The sequence below is a fragment of the Bradyrhizobium sp. JYMT SZCCT0180 genome, assembly GCF_018130165.1.
In the GTDB taxonomy this organism is placed as follows: Bacteria; Pseudomonadota; Alphaproteobacteria; order Rhizobiales; family Xanthobacteraceae; genus Bradyrhizobium.
Window position 1 is genome coordinate 123,600 of the sequence record NZ_JAFCLZ010000004.1, and the last position, 22,740, is coordinate 146,339.

Below are 22,740 nucleotides of genomic sequence, written 5' to 3' on the forward strand. Positions count from 1 at the left end.
AAAAACGGTGCTTCACTTGGCTAGTTGCTAGGCCGCTGTCAATAGCGGTTTGTGCGCATGAGACGGCCGCGTGACGCTGGCTTGCCTATGTGATACCTGCCGCCCTGCGCGAGAGGACACAATCTTGACCCATTCAGACCGGCTTGCAGCCCACCCGACCCCGCTGGAATCCCGCTCCAGCGGTTCCCTGACCGGTAAAGTCCGGGTTCCCGGCGACAAGTCGATATCGCACCGGGCCCTGATTCTGGGGGCGCTTTCGGTCGGCCAGACCACGATTTCCGGCCTGCTTGAGGGCGAAGACGTGCTCAATACGGCGAAATCGATGCAGGCGCTGGGCGCCAAGGTCGAACGAACAGGCTCGTTTGCCTGGCAGGTGAGGGGCGTCGGGGTGGCGGGCTTCGCCCAACCCGCAAACCCGCTCGATTTCGGCAATTCCGGCACGGGTTGCCGGCTGGTGATGGGGGCGGTGGCCGGCTGCCCGATTTCGGCGGTTTTCGACGGCGACGCCTCGCTGCGGTCGCGGCCGATGCGGCGGATCCTCGATCCCCTGGAATTGATGGGCGCCAGGACCGGCGAGGCCAAGGAGGGCGGCCGCCTGCCGCTGACGCTGCATGGCGCCCGCGATCCCGTGCCGATCCTGTACCGGACGCCGGTGGCCTCCGCCCAGATCAAATCGGCGGTGCTGCTGGCGGGCCTTGCTGCGCCGGGCGTCACGACCGTGATCGAGCAGGAGGCGAGCCGCGACCATACCGAACTGATGCTGAAGCATTTTGGCGCGCAGATCGTCTCGACCAGCGAAGGCAGCCATGGCCGCAAGATCGCGCTCACCGGCCAGCCCGAACTGCACGGCGCCGATGTCGTGGTGCCCGCCGATCCCTCGTCTGCAGCGTTTCCGATCGTCGCGGCGCTCATCGTCGAGGGCTCCGACGTCGTCTTCTCCGACGTCATGACCAATCCGCTGCGCACCGGCCTGTTCACGACCCTGCGCGAGATGGGCGCCTCGATCGAGGAGAGCGATGTGCGCGGCGATGCCGGCGAGCCGATGGCCACCCTGCGCGTGCGGGCTTCAAAACTGCGTGGCGTCGAAGTGCCGCCGGAGCGCGCGCCCTCGATGATCGACGAATATCTGGTGCTGGCGGTTGCGGCCGCATTTGCCGAAGGCACCACCATCATGCGCGGCCTGCAGGAGCTGCGCGTCAAGGAATCCGACCGGCTGGAGGCGACCGCCGACATGCTGCGCGTCAACGGCGTCAAGGTCGAGGTCGCAGGCGACGATCTGATCGTCGAAGGCAGGGGGCACGTGCCCGGCGGCGGCCTCGTCGCCACCCACATGGATCATCGCATCGCGATGTCGGCGCTGGTGATGGGGCTTGCCGCCGACAAGCCGGTCAAGATCGACGATACGAGCTTCATCGCCACCAGCTTTCCGGATTTCATTCCGATGATGCGTGGGCTCGGGGCGGAGTTTTCATAGAGCGGAGGCTTGCGCGGTTCAGGACGGCGCAAGCCCGAGGCTGGTCACTGCCTCGAGCCAGATCGGCGCTTCTTCCTTGTACAGTTTCTGCGTCTCCTCGAAGGTCATCGCGGTGTCGTCGACGCCGAATGATTTCATCAGCTGCAGCACTTTTTCAGTCTTGCCGCCCTCGACGAGGAGTTTTGACAGCTTCTGAACGACTTCCGGCGGCGTTCCGGTGGGCACGGCGCAGCACTGGAAGCCGGTCAGCTTGAAGATGGGCGATGTGGTGCCCTGCTCTGCAAAGGAAGGGACGTCCGGCAATGTCGACATGCGCTTGCGCGAGACCGCGACCGCACGGCCGCGGCCGCTCTGCAGCACGGACAACGCCGCGGAATAGCTGCCGTGGGCGCCATCGATGAATCCGCCGGCCAGATCGGTCCACATCGGCGCTTCGCCGCGATAATGCACCGCTTCCATCTTGAGGCCGTATTGCTTGTTCATTTCGGCGACCGCCATGTGCGCGTATGATCCTGCGCCATAGGTGCCGATGTTGATCTTCTCGGCCTTCTTCGCGTAGGCGACAAATTCGGCGAGAGTCTTGGCGCCCGTCTTCTCGGCGGCGACGAATGGCAGGCTGCCTGCCGGCATGATCGAGACGATAATGAAATCCTTGTCGGTGTCGTAAGCGATGTCCTTGATCAGAACGCGGTTCATGATCATGGTCGTCGAGATCGTGAACATCAGCGTGTAGCCGTCCGGCGCGGCGCGCTTGGCTTCGACCGCCGCGACCGATCCCGAGGCGCCGGCCTTGTTTTCTACCACCACATTCTGGCCCGTCATGGTGCGGATATGTTCGCCATAGGTCCGCGCAAACAGATCGGTCTGCCCTCCGGCGGGATAGCCGGCGATGATCTTGATCGGCTTGGTCGGCCAGTCGGCCTGCGCTTGGGCCGAACTCCCAATCAATGGGATCGCCGAGGCTGCTGCGGCGGTGCCAATAAATTGACGTCGTGAAATCGTGCTCATCGTATCCCTCCGGCCGTTATCATTTTTTTGAATCGGGCGATTCGCAGATGCGATGGAATGCCCCGGCTGGTCTCAGGATAGAGGCGGGCAACGGCGGGGGCGAGGCACATTTGGACGCATCTGGCGCGCCTATGTCCGCATCGCGGAATTCGGGTTTCCTGGCGGTGAGGACGCCGCTTCCCGGAGCAGTGGCCCCATCATCTCTGACGCATGGTCTTGACCGCCATGGCCGCTCTGTCGCACATGGCGCACATGATCATCGCCATCGACGGACCCGCCGCCTCGGGCAAGGGCACGCTGGGCAAGCGGCTCGCGCAGCACTACGGCTATCGCCACCTCGATACCGGCGTGATTTATCGCGCCGTGGCCAAGATGCTGCTGGACCAGGGTTTTGATCTCACTGATGAAGCCCGCGCCGTCGCCGCCGCGATGGCGCTCGATCCGGAAAACTTCGGCCATCCTGAGTTGAAGTCGCAGCGGATCGGCGATGCCGCTTCGGTGGTGTCAGCCATTCCCACGGTGAGGGAAGCGCTGGTGAGTTTTCAGCGCCAGTTCGCGGCCGATCCGCCGGGTGCGGTGCTTGACGGGCGCGACATCGGCACCGTGATCTGCCCGCATGCGGACGTGAAGATTTTCGTCGTCGCCGACCCAAAGGTGCGGGCGCACCGCCGCACGCTGGAAGCGCTCGCGCGGGGTGAAGCGGCCGATGAAGCGCTGGTGCTGGCCGATATTCTCAAACGCGACGAGCGGGACCGCAATCGGGCCGCGGCGCCTCTGAAGGCTGCCCCCGACGCGCATGTCCTGGACAACTCCAATCTCGATATCGAAGGCGGCGTTCGCGCCGCGATCGCGATCGTCGAAGCCGTCCGCGCCGGGCGGTGAAGTCTTTGGTTCAGTTCCTCGAGCGGTCACGGTCGAACGGCAAGCGCTGTTCGGCCATCTGCACGGGCTTCGATTTGGCCGCGGCAATCGCCTTGTCGGTCGCAAAATAGGCCGGCTTGCCGGCAACGGCCGTAGCGACGGTAAAGACGGCGATGGCGGTCATCGCGATCAGGCTCTTCATGGTTGGCACTCCCCCTGTTTTTGAAGCTTGCCATCGTTGGGGGGCGGCGCTTAAGGCGGGGTTCCATATCGTCTGACGCGGCCGACCTTTCGCGTCATGCGGTGAACAAGGCGTTGAAAACATGGGCCCATGGCGCGCGCCCGCCAGCCTTAAAGCCCCGTAAATCGGGCATTTCCGCTTGCCGAAAAGACCCCTTGGGGCTATATCACCGGCCATCCGGGCCGCCATCGATAAGATCAGGGCTGTCCGAGCGGGCCGGCAGGCGGTTTGAGCCCCTGCCGTCATTGGAGGAAAGCCCGCTCCAGGTTCCTGAAGTCGATACGCTTCGAGGCTCCGGATAAATCAACGGATCGAACGTGCAGGCATGCTGCCGGCCCGCTATTTGCGATTTCCCGCAAACGGCGGTCGTTAGGGTTTGCGGACCCCTGACACTTCACGCGCGATACGCCCCTTAACCCGAATGGCCGGCGATACCCGCATCTGGAGAACAAATGGCTTCGACTGCTGCTTCTTATAATCCTACCCGCGACGATTTCGCTGCGATGCTGGACGAGTCCTTCGCCGGCGGCAATTTGCAGGAAAGCTCCGTCATCAAGGGCAAGGTAGTTGCAATTGAAAAGGACATGGCCGTCATCGACGTCGGCCTGAAGACCGAAGGCCGCGTGGCGCTGCGTGAATTCGCAGGACCCGGCCGCGACAGCGAACTCAAGGTTGGCGACGAAGTCGAGGTGTTCCTCGACCGGATCGAGAATGCGCTCGGCGAAGCCGTGCTGTCGCGCGACAAGGCGCGCCGCGAGGAAAGCTGGGGCAAGCTCGAGAAGGCCTTCAACAACAACGAGAAGGTTCACGGCGTCATCTTCAACCAGGTCAAGGGCGGCTTCACCGTCGACCTCGACGGCGCGGTGGCCTTCCTGCCGCGTTCGCAGGTCGATATCCGCCCGATCCGCGACGTCGCGCCGCTGATGAACAATTCGCAGCCGTTCCAGATCCTCAAGATGGATCGCCGCCGCGGCAACATCGTGGTGTCGCGCCGCACGGTTCTCGAAGAGACCCGCGCCGAGCAGCGCCAGGAGCTGGTGCAGAACCTCGAAGAGGGTCAGGTGATCGACGGCGTGGTCAAGAACATCACCGATTACGGTGCGTTCGTTGATCTCGGCGGCATCGACGGCCTGTTGCACGTCACCGATATCGCCTGGCGCCGGGTCAATCACCCGACCGAGGTGCTCACCATCGGTCAGACCGTCAAGGTCAAGATCATCAAGATCAACCACGAGACCCACCGTATCTCGCTCGGCATGAAGCAGCTGCTGGACGATCCGTGGCAGGGCATCGAGGCGAAGTATCCGCTGAACGCGCGCTTCACCGGCCGCGTCACCAACATCACCGACTACGGCGCGTTCGTCGAACTGGAGCCGGGCATCGAAGGCCTGATCCACGTCTCGGAAATGTCGTGGACCAAGAAGAACATGCACCCCGGCAAGATCGTTTCGACCTCGCAGGAAGTCGAAGTGCAGGTTCTCGAAGTGGATTCGGTCAAGCGCCGTATCTCGCTCGGCCTCAAGCAGACCATGCGCAACCCCTGGGAAGTCTTCGTCGAGAAGTTCCCGGTCGGTGCGACCGTCGAAGGCGAAGTCAAGAACAAGACCGAGTTCGGTCTGTTCCTCGGCCTCGACGGCGACGTCGACGGCATGGTCCATCTCTCCGACCTCGACTGGAAGCTTCCGGGCGAGCAGGTGATCGACAACTTCAAGAAGGGCGACATGGTCAAGGCCGTGGTGCTCGACGTCGATGTCGAAAAGGAGCGCATCTCGCTCGGCGTCAAGCAGCTCGAAGGCGACCCCTTCGCAGAGCCGGGCGACGTCAAGAAGGGCGCGGTCGTGACCTGCGAAGTGCTCGAAGTGAAGGAAGCCGGCATCGAGGTGAAGATCTCGGGGACCGACTTCTCCACCTTCATCAAGCGGTCGGAACTCGCCCGCGATCGCAACGATCAGCGCGCCGAGCGTTTCGCCGTCGGCGAGAAGGTCGATGCCCGCGTGATCCAGTTCGACAAGAAGGCCCGCAAGGTGCAGGTCTCGATCAAGGCGCTGGAAGTTGCCGAAGAAAAGGAAGCCATCGCGCAGTACGGTTCCTCCGATTCGGGAGCGACGCTGGGCGACATTCTCGGCACCGCGCTCAAGAACCGCGACAAGTAAGCGCAGCTTCCCTGTTCGCAAAGACCAGGCCCCGGTTTCGACCGGGGCCTTTTTCATGTTGTCGTCCCGGCGAAGGCCGGGACCCATAGCCACAGGATGGTGCGGTGACGAAAGCTGGAGCTCCAGCCCGGTGCGACAATTGAGATCGGTGGTTATGGGTCCCGGCCTTCGCCGGGACGACAAATGGGGCCTTGTTTTCTTCATATTGCGTCGCAATTGATGTAATTGGATAACGTGCTGGTGACGCTGCGAAGGCAAAACGCGCTGCTGACCTCAGGAGAGTTTCGATGTCGCTCGATTCGGACGTGATCGTCGATCGCCGCAGGATACGCCGCAAGCTGACGTTCTGGCGCCTGGTGGCGGCCGTGGTCGTGCTTGCCGCGGTCGTCGTCGTCGGTGTGCTCGCGACACCGGCCGGCCGCTCGTCGCTGTCGGTGTCCAACTCGATTGCCCGCGTCAATATCGAGGGCCTCATTCGCAGCGATCAGCAACGCGTCGAGGCGCTGGAGCGGCTGGAAAAATCGTCGGCCGCGGCCGTCATCGTGCACATCAATTCGCCGGGTGGCACCACCGCCGGCTCCGAGCAGCTCTACGATGCGCTGACGCGGCTGAAGGCCAAGAAGCCGCTGGTCGTGGTGGTCGAAGGGCTGGCCGCCTCGGGCGGTTACATCGGGGCGCTTGCGGCCGATCACATCATCGCCCAGCAGAGCTCGTTGGTCGGCTCGATCGGCGTGCTGTTTCAATTTCCGAACTTCACCGAGTTGATGAAGACCGTCGGCGTCAAGGTCGAGGAAGTGAAATCCTCGCCGCTCAAGGCGGCGCCGAACGGCTTTGAGCCAACCAGCCCCGAGGCGCGGGCGGCGCTCGACGCGCTGGTGAAGGACTCGTACGCCTGGTTCCGCGGCCTCGTGAAGGCGCGGCGCGGCATGGACGAGGCGCTGCTCGAAAAAGTCGCGGACGGCCGCGTGTTCACCGGCCGCCAGGCGGTCGAGCTGAAGCTGGTCGATCAGCTCGGCGACGAGAAAACCGCGGTGGCATGGCTGGTCGCCGAGAAGAAGATCAAGAGCGATCTGCCGGTGCGCGATTTCAAGCTGACCCCGCGGTTCGGCGACATGACTTTCCTGCGCGCCGTCGCGTCCGTGAGCCTCGATGCGCTCGGCCTGAGCGCGATCGCGCGTCAGATCGAGCAGGCCGGCGTCACAGGCGCCGTCGACCAGCTGGCACTGGACGGTATGCTGGCACTGTGGCGGCCCGCGGCCTCCAATTGAACCCGCGCAGGCGAGGTTTGGCGCGATTCTCCCGCATTGCGGGTGTTGCGACAACCCCTTTCCGGGCCATTTGTCACGTCATTTCGCGTGGCCCAAAATTGATTTAGCGTCTTGACAGTTCAAGGCATTTTCACGGAAATGGAAGTCCGCACGACAGTGGACCCCAGTCTCGATGATCAAATCCGAACTTGTTCAGCGCATCGCCGAGCACAACCCGCATCTTTATCAGCGGGATGTGGAGAACATTGTGAACGCGATTCTCGATGAGATCGTCGCTGCCCTGGCGCGCGGCGACCGTGTCGAGCTCCGCGGTTTCGGCGCTTTCTCGGTCAAGCATCGTCCAGCCCGCGCAGGACGCAATCCACGCACCGGCGCGCATGTGCCGGTCGATCAAAAGAGCGTCCCGTTCTTCAAGACGGGCAAGGAAATGCGTGAGCGGCTGAACCGCGAGGGCGGTTCGCCCGAGGCCGGCGCGTAACCATAGCGTTTTCAGGCGAAGTGGACCCCGGTTCGCGTGAAGAAAACGCGTCAAGTAAAAGACCCCACCGGGTTCTGAACGATCGGGTTGCGGGACACGTGCCCGCCGATCTCAGCTGCTTCGAGAGTCCGCACTGCGAGAGATGGTCATGCGAAAATTCTTCTCGGCGCTGGTCGTCATCCCCTTAGGCGTCATCTTCATCGTCTTTGCGGTCGCCAACCGTCATTCGGTGACGGTGTCGTTCGATCCGTTCGATTCCGTCAATCCGTCGCTCGCGGTGTCGATGCCGCTGTTCGTCGTGATCATTGCGGTCGCGATTTTGGGGGTCGCGGCGGGCGGCACGGCGACCTGGTTCCGCCAGCGCCGCTGGCGCCGCGCCGCACGCCAGCACGAGGCCGAGGCCCGGCGGGCGCGGTCGGAAATAGCCGATCTGCGCGCCGCTGCGGCGGTCTCCCGGGGCGCCGTGCCGCAGCTTGCAGCACCGGCGCCGCGCGGCATTTACGGGGCCGCCGGGCGAGACAAGCAGGGCGCGACGTTGTAGAACCCGCCCAAACAGCTCCGTTCCAACCCGTACTTCGCGGCCTGAAAGCCGCGCCCGAGAGACCATGTCCCTGCTCGTCAAAATTTGCGGCCTGTCCACGCGCGAGACGCTCGACGTCGCGCTCGGGGCTGGCGCTGACATGGTCGGGTTCGTGTTCTTCCCCCCGTCGCCGCGACACCTCAGCCTTGAGACCGCGCGCGAGCTCGGCAAGCAGGCCAAGGGCCGCGCCGTCAAGGTGGCGCTCACGGTCGATGCCGACGATGCGACGCTCGAGAATATCGTCGAGACCCTGCGGCCGGACATGTTGCAATTGCACGGCAAGGAAACCACCGCGCGGCTGCGCGACATCAAACAAAAGTTCGGCCTGCCGCTGATGAAGGCGCTGCCGGTCGAGACCGCGGCCGATCTGGTGCCGCTCGCGGGCTATGCTGCGGTCGCCGACCGTATCCTGTTCGACGCCCGTGCGCCAAAAGAGGCCACCCGCCCGGGCGGGTTAGGGGCCGTGTTCGACTGGCGCTTGCTGGAGAAGCTCGACCTCGAACTGCCGTTCATGGTTTCGGGCGGGCTCAACGTTTCCAACATCGCCGAGGCCGTTCGCGTCACCCGTGCGGGCGGCGTCGATGTGTCTTCAGGCGTCGAGCGTTCGCCCGGCGTCAAGGATCCCGACATGATCCGCGATTTTATCCGCGCCGCGCGCGCCTCCGAAGAATTGATGGTCCGATGAATCCAGGTCAGTCGAATCCCCTGCCAAACTCCTTCCGCACCGGTCCCGACGAGCGTGGCCATTTTGGTAATTTCGGCGGACGTTTTGTCGCCGAAACGCTGATGCCGCTGATCCTGGATCTGGAGAAGGCCTACATCGCCGCCAAGGCCGATCCGTCGTTCGCCGCGGAAATGAAGGGCTTTCTCAAGCACTATGTCGGCCGGCCGTCGCCGCTGTATTTTGCCGAGCGCCTGACCGAGCATCTCGGCGGCGCAAAGGTCTATTTCAAGCGCGAGGAGCTCAACCACACCGGCTCGCACAAGGTCAACAATGTGCTCGGCCAGATCATGGTCGCGCGCCGGATGGGCAAGAAGCGCATCATCGCCGAGACCGGCGCCGGCCAGCACGGCGTCGCCACTGCGACGCTGTGCGCGCGGTTCGGGCTGGAATGCATCGTCTATATGGGCGCGGTCGACGTCGCGCGTCAGGCGCCGAACGTGTTCCGCATGGAGATGCTCGGCGCCAAGGTGATCCCGGTTCAATCAGGGACCCGTACGCTGAAGGACGCGATGAACGAGGCGCTGCGCGATTGGGTCACCAACGTGCACAACACGTTCTACTGCATCGGCACGATCGCGGGGCCGCATCCCTATCCGATGATGGTGCGCGACTTCCAGTGCGTGATCGGCGACGAAACCCGCGAGCAGATGCAGGAGGCCGAGGGCCGGCTGCCGGATTCCCTGGTCGCCTGCATCGGTGGCGGCTCCAATGCGATGGGTCTGTTTCATCCCTTCCTCGACGATCCCTCGGTCGAGATTTTCGGTGTCGAGGCGGCGGGCCACGGCCTGACCCAGCTGCATGCCGCCTCGATCGCCGGCGGCAGGGCCGGCGTGCTGCATGGCAACCGCACCTATTTGCTGATGGACGATGACGGCCAGATCCAGGACGCGCATTCGATCTCGGCGGGACTGGATTATCCCGGCATCGGGCCGGAGCATTCCTGGCTCTATGAAAACGGCCGGGTCACCTATCTCAGCGCCACCGACGACGAGGCGCTCGCCGCGTTCCAATTGCTGTCGCGACTGGAAGGCATCATCCCCGCACTGGAATCGGCACACGCCATCGCCAAGGTTGTGGAGCTCGCGCCGAAGCGGCCCAGGGATCATTTGATGGTCGTCAATCTCTCGGGCCGCGGCGACAAGGACATCCCGCAGGTCGCCGAAATCTTGAAGGGTGAGAGGAAGTGAGTACCCGTATCGACGCACGCTTCGCCGAACTCGCCAAGCAGGGCCGCTCGGCTTTCGTCACGTTCCTGATGGCTGGCGATCCCGATCCGAAAACCTCGCTCGACATCCTCAAGGCGCTGCCGAAGGCCGGCGCCGACATGATCGAGATCGGCATGCCCTTTACCGATCCGATGGCCGACGGGCCGTCGATTCAGGCGGCGGGCCTGCGCGCGCTGAAAGCCGGCATGACCCTGAAGAAGACGCTGGAGATGGTGCGCGGCTTCCGCCAGGACGACGACACCACGCCGCTGGTGCTGATGGGCTATTACAATCCGATCTACATTTACGGTGTCGACAAGTTCCTCGTCGACGCGAAGTCCGCCGGCGTCGACGGTCTGATTATCGTCGATCTGCCGCCGGAAGAAGACGACGAGCTGTGCCTGCCGGCGATGAAGGCCGGGCTCAATTTCATTCGGCTGGCGACACCGACCACCGACGACAAGCGCCTGCCGGCGGTGCTCGCGAACACCTCGGGTTTTGTCTATTACGTTGCGATCACCGGCATCACCGGCAGCGCCAGCGCCGATTCCCACGTGGTCGGTGAAGCCGTCGCCCGGATCAAGCGGCATACCAAACTGCCGGTCTGCGTCGGCTTCGGTATCAGGACGCCGGATGCGGCGCGCGCGATCGCCGAGAACGCCAATGGCGCCGTCGTCGGCACCGCCCTGGTCGATGCCCTGCGCGGCAGCCTCGACGCCGAGGGGCGCGCCACCGCCAAGACCGTACCCGCCGTGGCCGACCTCGTTGCCGCCCTGGCGCAGGGCGTTAGGGGCGCCAAGCAGGCCGCAGAATAGGCCATTTTGGCGTAGATTGAGGCGCTACCTGCGGCTTGCCGGGTCAGACCGGGGCCGCCATATATCGAGCGTAGCGTTTTCGAGCGAAGTGGATACCGGTTCGCGTGAAGAAAGCGCGTCAGAATATAAGGTCGATGCGTTCAACCGCATTTCGGAGCGAAACATGAATTGGCTCACCAATGTCGTCCGGCCGAAGATCCGCAGCATCCTGCGCCGCGAGACGCCGGAGAATCTGTGGATCAAGTGCCCGGATTCCGGGCAGCTCGTGTTCTACAAGGATGTCGAGGCCAACCAGTTCGTGATTCCCGGTTCGAACTATCACATGCGCATGGGTGCGGTGGCGCGGCTGAAGTCGATCTTCGACAACGAGACCTGGTACGACATCGCGCTGCCTGACGTGACCGCCGATCCGCTGAAGTTTCGCGACGAACGCAAATATGCCGACCGCATCAAGGATGCCCGCGCCAAGACCGGATTGAACGACGCCATCAAGGTCGGCTACGGCAAGCTCGAAGGCGCCGGGGTCGTCGTGGCCGTGCAGGATTTCGATTTCATGGGCGGTTCGCTCGGCATGGCCGCGGGTGAAGCGATCGTGCGCGGGCTTGAGCTCGCGGTCGAAAAGAAATCGCCGTTCATCGTGTTCGCAGCCTCTGGCGGCGCGCGGATGCAGGAAGGCATTTTGTCGCTGATGCAGATGCCGCGCACCACCGTCGGCGTGCAGATGCTGCGCGAAGCAAAACTGCCCTACATCGTCGTGCTGACCAACCCGACCACCGGCGGTGTCACCGCGTCCTACGCCATGCTGGGCGACGTGCAGATCGCCGAGCCCGGTGCGCTGATCGGATTCGCCGGCGCGCGCGTCATCGAACAGACCATTCGCGAGAAACTGCCGGAAGGGTTCCAGCGCGCCGAATATCTGCGCGACCACGGCATGGTCGACATGGTGGTGCATCGCCACGAAATGCGTCCCACCCTGGCGCGGCTGTGCCGGCTGCTGACGAAGTCGCCGGCGCCTGATGTTGCGTCGAAAGCCGTGCCGCAGGTCACCGACCCGACCCAGATTGTCTCGGCGCCGGAAGCGGTGCCGGCCGCCCCCCACGCGTGAACACAGCCGCCGCCAGACCGCAGCCTTCGCTCGACGAATTGCTCGCGCGGCTGTCGGCGCTCCATCCCAGCCGCATCGATCTCAGCCTCGATCGCATGCAGGCCCTGCTGGCGCGGCTCGATCACCCTGAACGCAAGCTGCCGCCGGTGATCCATGTCGCCGGGACCAACGGCAAGGGTTCCACCATTGCCTATCTGCGCGCGATCCTGGAAGCAGCGGGCCTGCGCGTTCACGTCTATACCTCGCCCTATCTGGTGCGGTTTAACGAATGTTTTCGTCTTGGCCGCAGCGGTGGTGGTGTGCTGGTCGATGACGATGAATTATGCGCCGTACTGGAACATTGCGAACAGGCCAACGCGGGCGATCCGATCACGATTTTCGAGATCGAAACTGCGGCGGCGTTTTGTCTGTTCGCGCAGCATCCGGCCGATGTCGTGCTGCTGGAAGTCGGGCTCGGCGGACGGCTGGACGCCACCAATGTGATCGACGCGCCGCTCGCGTGCGTGATTGCGCCGGTCAGCATGGATCATACGGAATTCCTCGGTAATTCGCTGACCGAGATCGCGGGTGAGAAAGCCGCCATCATCAAGCGCAATGCGCCGGTGATTTGCGCCGAGCAGGCGCCGGAAGCGATTGATGTGATCGAGGCGCAGGCGCGCCGCATGCGCGCGCCGCTGCATGCGGCCGGCCAGCAATGGCATGTCAGCGTCGAGCGCGGCCGGCTGGTCTATCAGGACGATCGCGGCCTGATGGATCTGGTGGCGCCAAAACTGTTCGGCCGGCATCAGTTCGACAATGCCGGGCTCGCGATCGCGACCCTGCGTGCGCTCGATGCCTTCAAGATCGGCATGCCCCATTTCGAGGCCGGCATCGTCAACGCCGAATGGCCGGCGCGGATGCAGCGCCTGGTTTCCGGTGCGCTGGTCGAGCAGGGCCCACAGGGCTGCGAGATCTGGCTCGATGGCGGCCACAATGCCGAAGGCGGGCGTGTTGCTGCGGCTGCATTAGGTGACCTCGAAGAGCGGGTGTCGCGGCCGCTGGTCGTCATCGTTGGCATGATGGCCAACAAGGACGCTGGCGCGTTCCTCGCCAATTTCGCCGGGCTGACGCGCCATATCATGGCGGTACCAATCCCCGGTCGCGACAATGCAAGCTCGATGGCGGCGTCGATGCCGCCAGACCGGTTGGCGGATGCCGCCCGCGCCCTCGGCATGCGCGTGGAGAACGCCGCCAGCGTCGAAGCCGCGCTTCAAACACTGTCGAAACTAGCCTACGAAGTGCCGCCGCGCATCCTGATCACTGGATCGCTCTACCTCGCAGGCCACGTGCTGGCGCGTAATGGCACGCCGCCTGCATAACCCCCTGTGTCCCGGACGCGATGCAGAGTCCTTCACGCTGCTCCGCAGAGCCGGGGCCCACGGACCCGGATGCTGCGATAGTAATTGGAATGAATAATGCGCTTTGCCGCGATTGCCGACGTGCACGGAAACTATCTCGCGCTGGAAGCCGTGATTGCCGATATCCGCGCGCAAGGCATCGAAGAGATCGTCGATCTCGGCGACATGGCGAGCGGCCCGCTCGACGCTCGGCGCACGATGGATACGCTGATCGCGCTCGATGCCGTACACGTGCTCGGCAACCATGATCGCTATCTGATCGACCGGCCGCCGGAGAAGATGGGTTCCTGGGACCGGCCGGCCCATGCGCAGCTCGACAAGACTCATCTCGACTGGCTGCGCGCGCTGCCGCCGACGCGCGTCTATCGCGACCAGGTGTTTCTGTGCCACGCGACGCCGGCGCATGACGAGGTCTATTGGCTGGACACGGTGATGTCAGACGGCACCGTTTGCATGGCCTCGCTCGATGCGATCGAGAAGCAAGCTGAGGGTATTACGCAGCCGCTGATCCTCTGCGCCCACACCCACGTCGCGCGCACCGTCCGGCTTGGCGATGGCCGCAGAATCGTCAATCCCGGCAGCGTCGGCTCACCCGGCTATCGCGACACCCATCCGTTTGCGCATGTAATCGAAGCCGGCACGCCGGATGCGCGCTACGCCATCCTCGAACTCACTGATGGATCCTGGCGCGTGACGTTCCGCCATGTGCCCTACGACCATGAGGCAATGGCGACGCTCGCGCGGCAGAACGGCCAGCTTGAGCTGGCCTCCGCACTGGCGACGGGTTGGATTACCTGAAAAACAAAACGGCCGGCGATGAGCCGGCCGTTTCAAATAACAATCGGTCGAAGCCGATCAGACCGCAGCAGTGATCCACTGCTGCAGCTTGGCCTTCGGCGCGGCGCCGACCTGGCGGGAGGCCATCTCGCCGCCCTTGAAGATCATCAGGGTCGGGATCGACATCACGCCGTATTTCGAGGCCGTCTTCGGGCTCTCGTCGACGTTCAGCTTCACGATCTTGACCTTGTCGCCCATCGCGCCGGAAATCTCGTCGAGCGCAGGCGCGATCATGCGGCAGGGGCCGCACCATTCGGCCCAGAAATCCACGACCACAGGCCCGGTCGCCTTGAGCACTTCGGCTTCGAAATCGGCGTCAGAAACCTTGCCAACGGCCATGGGAATACCTCGTTCGGTTGGAAACAGCGGCGCGGATGAGAATCGCGCCCGTCAGGATATGGGCAAACCTATGAACGCGATCCTGCCGGGTCAAGCGCGGTCACGCCGACATGATAGGATGCCAGCGCCGCGTCCAGCGCGGGGGCGGAAATCTCCATCAAATCAGGCGTTTCGGTCCAAAGCAGCGCGGCCCGGACCGGCAGCTGGGGATAAAGCTTTGCCAGGACCGCCCGGTAGAGCGCGAGCTGGCGGACATAGGCGCGCGGCGCCTCGGCAGGCAGCTTGGGCGGGGCGTGGTTGGTCTTGTAATCGACGATCAAAACCTCCCGCTCCGTGACCACCAGCCGGTCGATCTGGCCGGAAACCAGCGCCGGTGGCTGCCCGGGCCGATCCAGCCGCCCCACGATCGAGACCTCAGCCTGGCTGCCCGGCGCAAAGGCGTGCGCAAAGCGCGCATCCGCGATCAGCGCCAGCGCTTTTTCCGCCAGCGTGAGCCGTTCGTCCTCGGTCCAGCCGTCGGCGTTGCGGGCGAGGTACGACAGCGCGGCCTCGCGGCGGCGTTCGGCGGCGATATCGGGCAGCGACTGCAGCAACCGGTGCACCAGCGTGCCGCGCTTGAGCGCCTTGGCGCGGACGAGGATCGATTCGCCTGACCGCACCGGATGGCTGTCGTCGTCAGCGGGATCGGACGGGCGCAGCAAACCCTCCGCCGGACGCTCCGGCTGCGCCGGGGTCAGCAACCACGATGGGAAATCGATCGAGGGCGTCTTTACCGGCGCAACCGATCCCGTGGTAGGCGCGACTTTCTCGGAACGAGAATAGCGTTTCACGACGCCGCTCGATGTCGTGATCTCCTCGAGCTGCAATTCGGAACGTTCGAGGCCCTTGCTGATAAGATCATACCAGGAGGAGGGGCGAACATCCTTCCTGTTGCCGGGCATGCAACCACCGACGATCAGGCGATCGGCCGCGCGCGTCATCGCCACGTAAAGCAGGCGGCGGTATTCATCCTCGGTATCGCCTAGCATCGCCGCCCGTGCGGTGACGAGGGCAGGTGGATCCTCGGCCTTGCGGCCGGCCCAAACCACGATACCGGGGGCGTGCGGACCAGAATTGCCCTGCGGCAGGTTGATGAGCCGTAGCCGCTGCGTATCCGAGGGAGATGTCGTGGTGTCGACCAGGAACACCACGGACGCCTCCAGGCCCTTGGCGCCATGCACGGTCATGACGCGAACTTCGTCGCGCGAGATTTCCATGTCGCGCTTGACCTCGGTATCGGCCGCACGCAGCCACGCCATGAAGCCCTGTAGCGAGGCAGGCGCCTTGCGCTCGTAGCTCAGCGCAAGTTCCAGGAATTCATCGAGCGCATCATTGGCCTCATGCCCGAGCCGGTTCAGGATCCGTGCACGGCCGCCGTCGCCGCCGAGCAGCCAGGAATAGAAGGCAAACGGCGTCGCGTTGACGACGCGTCGCTCGCATTGCTCCAACCGCCAGAGCGCGTCTCTCAGCAGTCCGTCGGTCGCAGCGCGCGCGCTCAGGGCCGCGCGCAACGATCCCTTTCGCTGCCAGGCCAGCTTGAACAGATCGTCGTCGGTAAGACCGAACAGCGGGCTCTTCAATGCCACCGCCAGCGCCAGATCGTCCTGCGGCAACAGCAGCGCGTCCGCCAGGTTCATCAGGTCGATGGCCGCGATGTGCTCCGTCAGTTTGAGTCGGTCGGCGCCGGCGACCGGGACATTGGCGTGCTTCAACGCCTGAATCACCGCATCGAACGCATTGCCGCGCCGGCGTACCAGCACCAGCATGTCGCCGTATCGCAGTGGACGGCGGCTACCTGCGCTGCCGGTCATGGTGCCGCTTTCCACCAGCGATTTGATCTCGGCCTGAATCCGCCGGGCGAGCTTGACTTCGGGACTGGTCACGGCGACGCCGTCGAACGGCGCGCGCCAGCCTTCCATGTCCGGCCTGTCGTCGGCCACGGCCAATTCCCAGAGATCGATCTGGCTCGGGCCTGCGTCTTCCAGCGCATGATGGATCGGGTATCCGTTCTCGACCGCGTGGATACTGCGGAAGATCTCCTGCTCGCGGAAAACGTGGTCGACCGAATGCAGAATCGCCGACCCGGAACGAAACGAATAGTTGAAAGATACCGGATCGAATTTCAGGCCGGCATCTTCGAACTTCTTTTTCAACGCCCGCCGGCGCAGGTCGAACTCGCGGGGAGCTGCCCCCTGAAACGAAAAGATCGACTGTTTCTCGTCGCCGACCGCGAACACGGTGCGCGTCACGCCGTCACGCGCACCCGCGCCGGACGTAAACTCGGAAATGATGTGCGCGACGATGTCCCATTGCCGCGGGCTGGTGTCCTGCGCCTCGTCGATCAGCACATGATCGACGCCGCGATCGAGCTTGTAATGGACCCAGCCGGAGGAGACGCGGTCCAGCATCTCAAGCGTCTTGTCGATCAGATCATCATAATCGAGCAGTCCACGTTCCAGCTTCTCGCGCCGGTAGTTCGCGGCAGAAGCGGTTGCGATATGCAGCAGCGCCTCGGTGCGGTCGCGGGCTGTTAACGCGCGACGGCGTTCGATCAGAGGGGCGATGCGATCAGCCTCGGATTCGACCAGGCGACCAACGACAGGATTGTTGTCGACGAATTTTTTCGTCACCACCGATTTGCGGCGCGTGCGGTCGGTCTCGGTTAGAAACACGCCGAGATATTCTTCGACCTGCGCAGCGCCGGTGAACATCAGTCCTGCACGAAGCCGGGCGGCCTGATCCTGGTCGGTCTTGCTTCCGGTGTCGAGAACACGCGCGATCGCCTCCCATTCGGATCGCGGCAGGTTCGGTCCATCGACGATGTCGCGCTCGATATCCTCAATGCGGTCCTCGGGATCGACACCCAGAGCTGCGGAGGTCTGCCTCGCGGCGGCGTGAGCGCTGCCGGCGGTGTCCGTCCATGCCATGAAATGATCGCGGCTAAGACAGGCCTCGCGCACCACCTCCTTGAAGGTGACGTCGGCGGCACTGGCCATCGCCATCCGGAGCGCCTGGCCGGTCGCGCTGTCGGGGTGGCGCGATGCCTCCAGAAACACCGCGAGATTGGCGCGCTCCATCATCTCGTTCTGGTCGCGGTCGTCGAGCACGGCGAAGCGCGCGGGCACGTTGGCTTCAAACGGAAATTGCTGCAGCAGGCGCGTGCACAGTGCGTGGATGGTCTGCACTTTCAGCCCGCCGGGCGTCTCCAGCGCGCAAGCAAACAGCTGCCGCGCCGATTTCCGCAATTTTGCATTGGGATTGGCAATTCCCGCTTCCTTGATCGCGGCATCCAGCGAAGCATCGTCGAGCGTGACCCAATGTCCCAGCGTCGAGAACACGCGTTCCGCCATATTGGCGGCGGCAGCCTTGGTGAAGGTGATACAGAGGATTTTCTCCGGCGCCACGCCGCCGAGCAGCAGCCGGATCACGCGTTGAACCAGCACATGCGTCTTGCCCGAGCCGGCATTGGCCGACACGAACGAGGACGCCGCCGGATCGGACGCGCGCGCCTGGGTATCGCGCACATTCGGCGGAATGATGCGGGGAGCTTTCACCATTCCTCGATCCCCAATCCGCCGGCCGCGGACCATTCCTTGATCCGGGCAAGATCGTCATAAGCGCCGTAGCGGTTCGACCACATCGACAGGTTCAACGACGTATAGGCCTGGTTCTCGTCCTCGAACTTGCGGATCAGTTTTTCCAGCTCCAGCCGCGCGTAATCCGCCGCTTCGTCCGGCGGCTGCGGCGTATCGTTGTTCCTGATCTTCAGTTCCAGCGAGCGGTGTTCGCCAGGTGGGTTGTTGCCGCTCAGCCTGACATAGGCGAGTTCGGCGACCGACGAATCCGCGCCGATATCCTTGAAACCGCCTTCGCGCAGGATCGCGGCCTCGAGCGTGAGCTGCGGCGACAGCCCCATCCGCACCTGCTTGCCGGTCGGCGGTTGCCCGGTCTTGTAGTCGAGGATCGCGAAGCGGCCGTCGGCGCGCTGCTCGATGCGGTCGGCGCGAGCTGACAGGATGAAGGTTCGTTCGTTGTCGAGCGGAATGCCGATCTCGCCCCGGATCTCGGCGTCGATTCGGTGGATGTGATCGCGGCGCGCCAATTCCCAATCGGCGAACCATGCGGCGATGCGCTGGAACCGCGGCCACCACAGCGCCCGCGCCTCGGGGCGCTCCATCAGTGGCGCAAAAAACTTCTCACCGATGCCGCGCAGCGCGAGCGCAGGTTGGGCTGGCAATGTGTCGGCGAAGGTTTTTGTAAATTCGCCGAGCGCTTCATGGATCGCCGAGCCGCGATCGGCAGCGGACAGTGGCATATCGACGGGATCGAGCGGGTCGAGCCGCAGAATGTATTTCGCGTAGATCGTGTAGGGATCGCGCAGCCAGTCCTCGATCGCCGTCACCGACAATTTCAGCGGGCGCGTCGCGAGTGGCGGCCTTGGCGCGGGCTGCGGGATCGGCTCTATCTTTGTCGGCCGGTCGAGTTCGGCGGCGAAGCGGATATAATCCTCGCCGGTCCGCGTGGCTTGCTTCCAGCGTTCTTCGCCGGCGACGGCCTCCAGCCGGTGCAGGAAGCGCGAGGCCACCGCCGGCGCGCCGCCGACTTTCGCCGAATGGGTCAGGATGACGTCGGTATGGCCGAGCAGTTGCGCGAAGTCATGAGCTGACAGCCCGATGCGCCGCTCCGGCAGATCGAGGCCGAGTTCATGCCGCATCGGCCGGCTCAACCACGGATCGATCCGCGGTGACGGTGGCCACACGCCTTCGACCAGCCCGGCCAGAATCACGCGATCGGATTCGGTCAAGCGTGCTTCGAGCTGGCCATAGATGTGCAGATGCGCGCTCGCCGATTCCGGCCGCCGCACCATGCGGTCGGCGAAGGCGGTCTGGAACAATTCGGGATAATCGGCGAGCTGCACCATCAGCCCGCTGGGTTTCTGTTCGCCCAACAGATCGGCAAACGCCGAGGCCAGCGCTGATCCCTGGGCGCCCTCGAACGCGACGGCGATTTCGGTTTGATCGGATGACAGGGCCATCAACACCTCGCGGTGGCGATGCGCCAGTTCGGCGAAGTCATAGGGCTTCGACGACGCCATGCTTTCCAGCGGCGACAGCGCCTGCTGCAGGGCTGAGATCAACCCGCGCGCCTGTTCGAGCTCGTCATCGCGCAATCTGGCGCGTTGCTCGGACGCGTGGAGCGAGGAGGTCTCGCCGTCTTTCAATTTCCTGAGTTCAGCGCAAAAACGGTCGAAGTCGCGCGCGAGGCCATTGCTGCCGGCTTGCGGCCGCGTGCCGCGCAGCAGGGCCAGTTCCAGCACCTCGATGGCGTGTTTCAACGCACCATGCGCGCCACCCAGGCGGAACAGCGGGTGCTTCATCAGCGCCAGCAAGGTCGGGGGCTCCAGCCCCTTCGCCGCGGCTTGCGCCACCAGCCGCGCAAAGATTCCGGCGGAGGTATCCATCAGCGCGTCACCGCCGGAATCGTCGAATTCGAGATTCCAGCGGCCGAGTGCTGCCATCACGCGCCGCGCCAGCGCACGGTCCGGCGTTACCAGCGCGGCCGATTTGCCGAGATGCCGCGCCTCGCGCATGGCGACCGCGATCGCCAGCGCCTCCATCTCCGGATTGGGCGCCGCGACCACCGCGAGGTTTTTCATGCCGCCGGAAATCTTCGCGGCAATGTCAGGCTGCTCCAGTCGGTCATGCCATTGTTCAGTCGCCGTCGATGGCCGCATCGTCTCGGAGACCAGCACGTCGCGTCCATCAGGCGCAGGCGCGCCCAAAATCTCGATGTCACTGCGCTTGATGCCGAACCGGTCCAACAGGGCATTCATTGCGAATTGCGGATGGTTCGAGGCCGGCGGCGTGGTGAATTTGCCGTGCGCGTCTCTGATGCCGCCGATGGTTTGCCAGGCCGCGTCATCGAGATCGGTATCTAACCCCGGCAGCACCACCGCGCCTTGTTTGAGTTTGGCGACGACGTGCAGGAATTTTGCGGTCGCGGGCATCGAGCCGGTCGAACCCGCCGCGATCACCGGGCCCTTGTGGTGTGCAGTCAGGCGCGTGGCCTCGGCGTCGATCAGAAGGTCGCGCCGCGCCGCCGGTTCGATCCGTCCGATCTCGTGCAAATGCTGCGGCCACGCCTTGCGCGCGATGCGCAGGAATTCCAGCGAATGCTGCCAGTAGCGATCGAGCTGGTCCGGCACCAGTTTGTCGAGCGCATTCCAGTCGACGCCGCGGGTGACCATGTCATCCATCAGCCGCGCCAGATCGCCGGCCAGCGCCAGCGTCGAGGCCGGGCCGCCGACCACCAGCGGTGCGGAGACCGGTGTCTTGGCCCACGCTGCGACGAGATGCGCCAGCGTCAGCCGCCGCTCGAGTTCGCCGAGCCGCGGCGGAATGTCGAGCGGCGCCACGCCACCGAATTGTTCGGAGCCTTCGGCGAACGCCAGTTCGTCCTCGTCGATATCGCCGAGCGCCACGATGCGCGGCAGGATCGCAGCATCCGTCTTCATCTCGTCGAGAAAGATCTCCCGCGCCATCCGGCCGGCGCGCCGGGTCGGCAGATAGAGCGTCGCCTGCGCCAGGTTCAAAGGATTGTTGCGCGCCTCGAAACCATCGACCAGCCGGCCGTCCACCAGTGCGGCGATGACGGTGCGCAGAAGCGGCACGGATACGGGAACGCTGAAAACGCGCATGGGCTGCCTGATTCGAGGTCAGGGCAATATAGGGAGTGATCTCGCAATGGTCATGGGTTCCGGCATTTGCCGGATTCGTAGGGTGGGCAAAGCGTAAGCGTGCCCACCATGCTTATTCGCGCGAAGGGCGCCTTTGCCTACCAACGCCTACTTTGCATGGGGTTGTTTTCGGGATTCTTAGTCGGCAGTCGGGCGGGGTGGTGGGCACGGCGCGAAATGCGCCTTTGCCCACCCTACGAAACGAGCACCTCAGGCCACGCTCTCCAGATACGCCTCTTCCGCGGCCTGCACCGCGTCGGGGGTTCCGACATGCATCCAGACGCCGTCGAGCCGCAGGCCGAACAGCCGCTCCTGCTCATTGGCCCGGTCGAACAATTTCGTCAGCGGGAACTCGCCCGCGGGCGCATCGGCAAACAGCGACGGCGACATGATCGCGGCGCCGGCATAGACGAACGGCACCACCTGATGTTCTCGCCGCTTGCGCAGCGCGCCGTCCGGCAGCATCGAGTAATCGCCGCGGCCGGCATAACCGATGCTGCTGGTGGTCGGCGCCATCAACAGCAGGATATCCATACGATCAGGGTCGAAGGTTTCGGCCAGCCGCGTCAGATTGGGCCGCACGCCGTCGATCCACATGGTGTCGGCGTTGAGATGGAAGAACGGCTCTGTGCCGAGCAAGGGCAGCGCCTTCACGACGGCGCCGCCGGTGCCGAGCACCTGATCGCGTTCGTCGGAGATGGTAATGCGGGGCCGGGTCCGGGACGCCGTATGCTCGATGATCTGGTCGGGCAGATAATGCACATTGACCACGGCTTCGCCGACACCGGCGCCGGCCAGCTTGTCCAGCACGTGATCGAGCAGCGGCTGGCCCATCACGCGCACCAGCGGCTTTGGCATGTGATCGGTCAACGGGCGCATCCGCAGGCCGAGACCGGCGGCGAGGACCATGGCTTTCTTGGGCGTGACGGACATTTCCTGGAGTTCTCGAAACGGATCAGCGCTTCGGATCATATCACGGTGATTCGGCTGATCCAGCGACTGTGAGGCCATAGTCATTGCAGATGACGGCTGTAAGACGACGGGTGTAAGAGGATTTGGGAGCGGCGGGGCTCATGCTTCGGCGGTCTCCGCGCCGCGCTTGCCGGCCGCCTTTTTCTTCTTGTCGCCCTGCTTCAGGAAATTGACGCCGATCTGGTCGCCATTGACCCAGGCCAGTTCGCAGCGGCGGTAGGCCAGTCCCGTGGACGACAGCAGCAGGAAGAATTCCTTCAGATGCAGCCCCTCGACGGAGCCTTCCACCGTCAGCTTGGCGCCGGTCTCGGAGACGTCTTCCATCACGCATTCACGCCGCCAGGTGCCGTCGATGCCCATCATATGCGCCGGATAGCCGCGCTCGAATGTGACGCGATCTCCCTTGCGCCGCTCTGATGTCGCCATCGCCATATTCCCGGATTTGAAACAGCCGCTCGCACGCGCGGAGCATAGCCTTCGCCAGATTAGAGCCGGGGTGGCTAACAAG

Annotated in this window: 19 protein-coding genes; 12 read left to right on the forward strand and 7 right to left on the reverse strand. The window is 64.2% G+C overall.

The features are described from left to right. Positions 1-124: 124 nt before the first annotated feature. Positions 125-1,474 carry a 3-phosphoshikimate 1-carboxyvinyltransferase gene (gene aroA / locus JQ641_RS07560; protein ID WP_211995376.1) on the forward strand — a complete coding sequence of 450 codons (1,350 nt, stop codon included), beginning with the start codon at positions 125-127 and terminating at the stop codon, positions 1,472-1,474. Positions 1,475-1,492: 18 nt separating this feature from the next. Here the strand turns inward: aroA and JQ641_RS07565 are convergent, their stop codons facing one another. Then, positions 1,493-2,482: a Bug family tripartite tricarboxylate transporter substrate binding protein gene (locus JQ641_RS07565; protein WP_211995377.1), complete on the reverse strand. Its 990-nt coding sequence runs from the start codon at positions 2,480-2,482 to the stop codon at positions 1,493-1,495. A gap of 252 nt (positions 2,483-2,734) precedes the next feature. On the opposite strand from JQ641_RS07565, the gene cmk reads away from it, so the two are divergent. Further along, positions 2,735-3,364 carry a (d)CMP kinase gene (cmk, locus tag JQ641_RS07570; RefSeq protein ID WP_211995553.1) on the forward strand — a complete coding sequence of 210 codons (630 nt, stop codon included), beginning with the start codon at positions 2,735-2,737 and terminating at the stop codon, positions 3,362-3,364. 10 nt (positions 3,365-3,374) lie between these two features. Here the strand turns inward: cmk and JQ641_RS07575 are convergent, their stop codons facing one another. Further along, the gene (locus tag JQ641_RS07575; protein ID WP_211995378.1) at positions 3,375-3,545 is read right to left on the reverse strand and encodes a hypothetical protein; all 171 of its coding nucleotides are present in this window, start codon (positions 3,543-3,545) and stop codon (positions 3,375-3,377) included. 491 nt (positions 3,546-4,036) lie between these two features. On the opposite strand from JQ641_RS07575, the gene rpsA reads away from it, so the two are divergent. The 10 genes from rpsA to JQ641_RS07625 all read left to right on the forward strand — a co-directional run bounded on the left by rpsA (position 4,037) and on the right by JQ641_RS07625 (position 14,107). Next, entirely contained in the window at positions 4,037-5,737 is a 1,701-nt protein-coding gene (gene rpsA, locus JQ641_RS07580) for a 30S ribosomal protein S1 (protein WP_192736228.1), read from the forward strand. Between the two features lie 287 nt (positions 5,738-6,024). After that, positions 6,025-7,005 carry a signal peptide peptidase SppA gene (gene sppA, locus JQ641_RS07585; RefSeq protein ID WP_211995379.1) on the forward strand — a complete coding sequence of 327 codons (981 nt, stop codon included), beginning with the start codon at positions 6,025-6,027 and terminating at the stop codon, positions 7,003-7,005. Positions 7,006-7,177: 172 nt separating this feature from the next. Beyond that, the gene (locus JQ641_RS07590) at positions 7,178-7,483 is read left to right on the forward strand and encodes an integration host factor subunit beta (RefSeq protein ID WP_192736230.1); all 306 of its coding nucleotides are present in this window, start codon (positions 7,178-7,180) and stop codon (positions 7,481-7,483) included. A 148-nt stretch (positions 7,484-7,631) separates the two neighbouring features. Next, positions 7,632-8,024, forward strand: coding sequence for a lipopolysaccharide assembly protein LapA domain-containing protein (locus tag JQ641_RS07595; protein ID WP_211995380.1), 393 nt, complete (start codon positions 7,632-7,634; stop codon positions 8,022-8,024). A gap of 64 nt (positions 8,025-8,088) precedes the next feature. Further along, on the forward strand, positions 8,089-8,748 hold the full coding sequence (locus tag JQ641_RS07600; RefSeq protein WP_211995381.1) for a phosphoribosylanthranilate isomerase: 660 nt from the start codon (positions 8,089-8,091) through the stop codon (positions 8,746-8,748). Then, positions 8,745-9,974 carry a tryptophan synthase subunit beta gene (gene trpB, locus JQ641_RS07605; RefSeq protein WP_211995382.1) on the forward strand — a complete coding sequence of 410 codons (1,230 nt, stop codon included), beginning with the start codon at positions 8,745-8,747 and terminating at the stop codon, positions 9,972-9,974. The genes JQ641_RS07600 and trpB overlap by 4 nt, the downstream gene beginning before the upstream one ends. After that, complete coding sequence (gene trpA / locus JQ641_RS07610) at positions 9,971-10,807, forward strand: tryptophan synthase subunit alpha (protein WP_211995383.1); 837 nt, start codon at positions 9,971-9,973, stop codon at positions 10,805-10,807. The genes trpB and trpA overlap by 4 nt, the downstream gene beginning before the upstream one ends. A 163-nt stretch (positions 10,808-10,970) precedes the next feature. Then, positions 10,971-11,912, forward strand: coding sequence for an acetyl-CoA carboxylase, carboxyltransferase subunit beta (gene accD, locus JQ641_RS07615; protein WP_211995384.1), 942 nt, complete (start codon positions 10,971-10,973; stop codon positions 11,910-11,912). Next, a complete protein-coding gene (locus tag JQ641_RS07620; protein ID WP_211995385.1) occupies positions 11,909-13,270 on the forward strand; it encodes a bifunctional folylpolyglutamate synthase/dihydrofolate synthase in 1,362 nt (453 codons plus the stop codon). Before accD ends, JQ641_RS07620 begins: the two co-directional genes overlap by 4 nt. A 96-nt stretch (positions 13,271-13,366) precedes the next feature. Continuing rightward, complete coding sequence (locus JQ641_RS07625; RefSeq protein ID WP_211995386.1) at positions 13,367-14,107, forward strand: metallophosphoesterase family protein; 741 nt, start codon at positions 13,367-13,369, stop codon at positions 14,105-14,107. Between the two features lie 57 nt (positions 14,108-14,164). On the opposite strand, the gene trxA is transcribed toward JQ641_RS07625, so the two are convergent. The 5 genes from trxA to JQ641_RS07650 form a co-directional block, all read right to left on the reverse strand. Next, positions 14,165-14,485 (reverse strand): thioredoxin, encoded by a 321-nt coding sequence (gene trxA / locus JQ641_RS07630; RefSeq protein ID WP_016847387.1) that lies wholly within the window; start codon positions 14,483-14,485, stop codon positions 14,165-14,167. Positions 14,486-14,553: 68 nt separating this feature from the next. Further along, positions 14,554-18,081: a double-strand break repair helicase AddA gene (gene addA, locus JQ641_RS07635; protein WP_211995387.1), complete on the reverse strand. Its 3,528-nt coding sequence runs from the start codon at positions 18,079-18,081 to the stop codon at positions 14,554-14,556. Further along, positions 18,075-21,221, reverse strand: a complete 3,147-nt coding sequence (gene addB / locus JQ641_RS07640; RefSeq protein ID WP_211995388.1) for a double-strand break repair protein AddB — start codon at positions 21,219-21,221, stop codon at positions 18,075-18,077. Before addB ends, addA begins: the two co-directional genes overlap by 7 nt. 249 nt (positions 21,222-21,470) lie before the next feature. Further along, positions 21,471-22,193 carry a nucleotidyltransferase family protein gene (locus JQ641_RS07645; protein ID WP_211995389.1) on the reverse strand — a complete coding sequence of 241 codons (723 nt, stop codon included), beginning with the start codon at positions 22,191-22,193 and terminating at the stop codon, positions 21,471-21,473. Between the two features lie 138 nt (positions 22,194-22,331). Then, a complete protein-coding gene (locus JQ641_RS07650; RefSeq protein ID WP_192736242.1) occupies positions 22,332-22,664 on the reverse strand; it encodes a PilZ domain-containing protein in 333 nt (110 codons plus the stop codon). Positions 22,665-22,740: the final 76 nt, after the last annotated feature.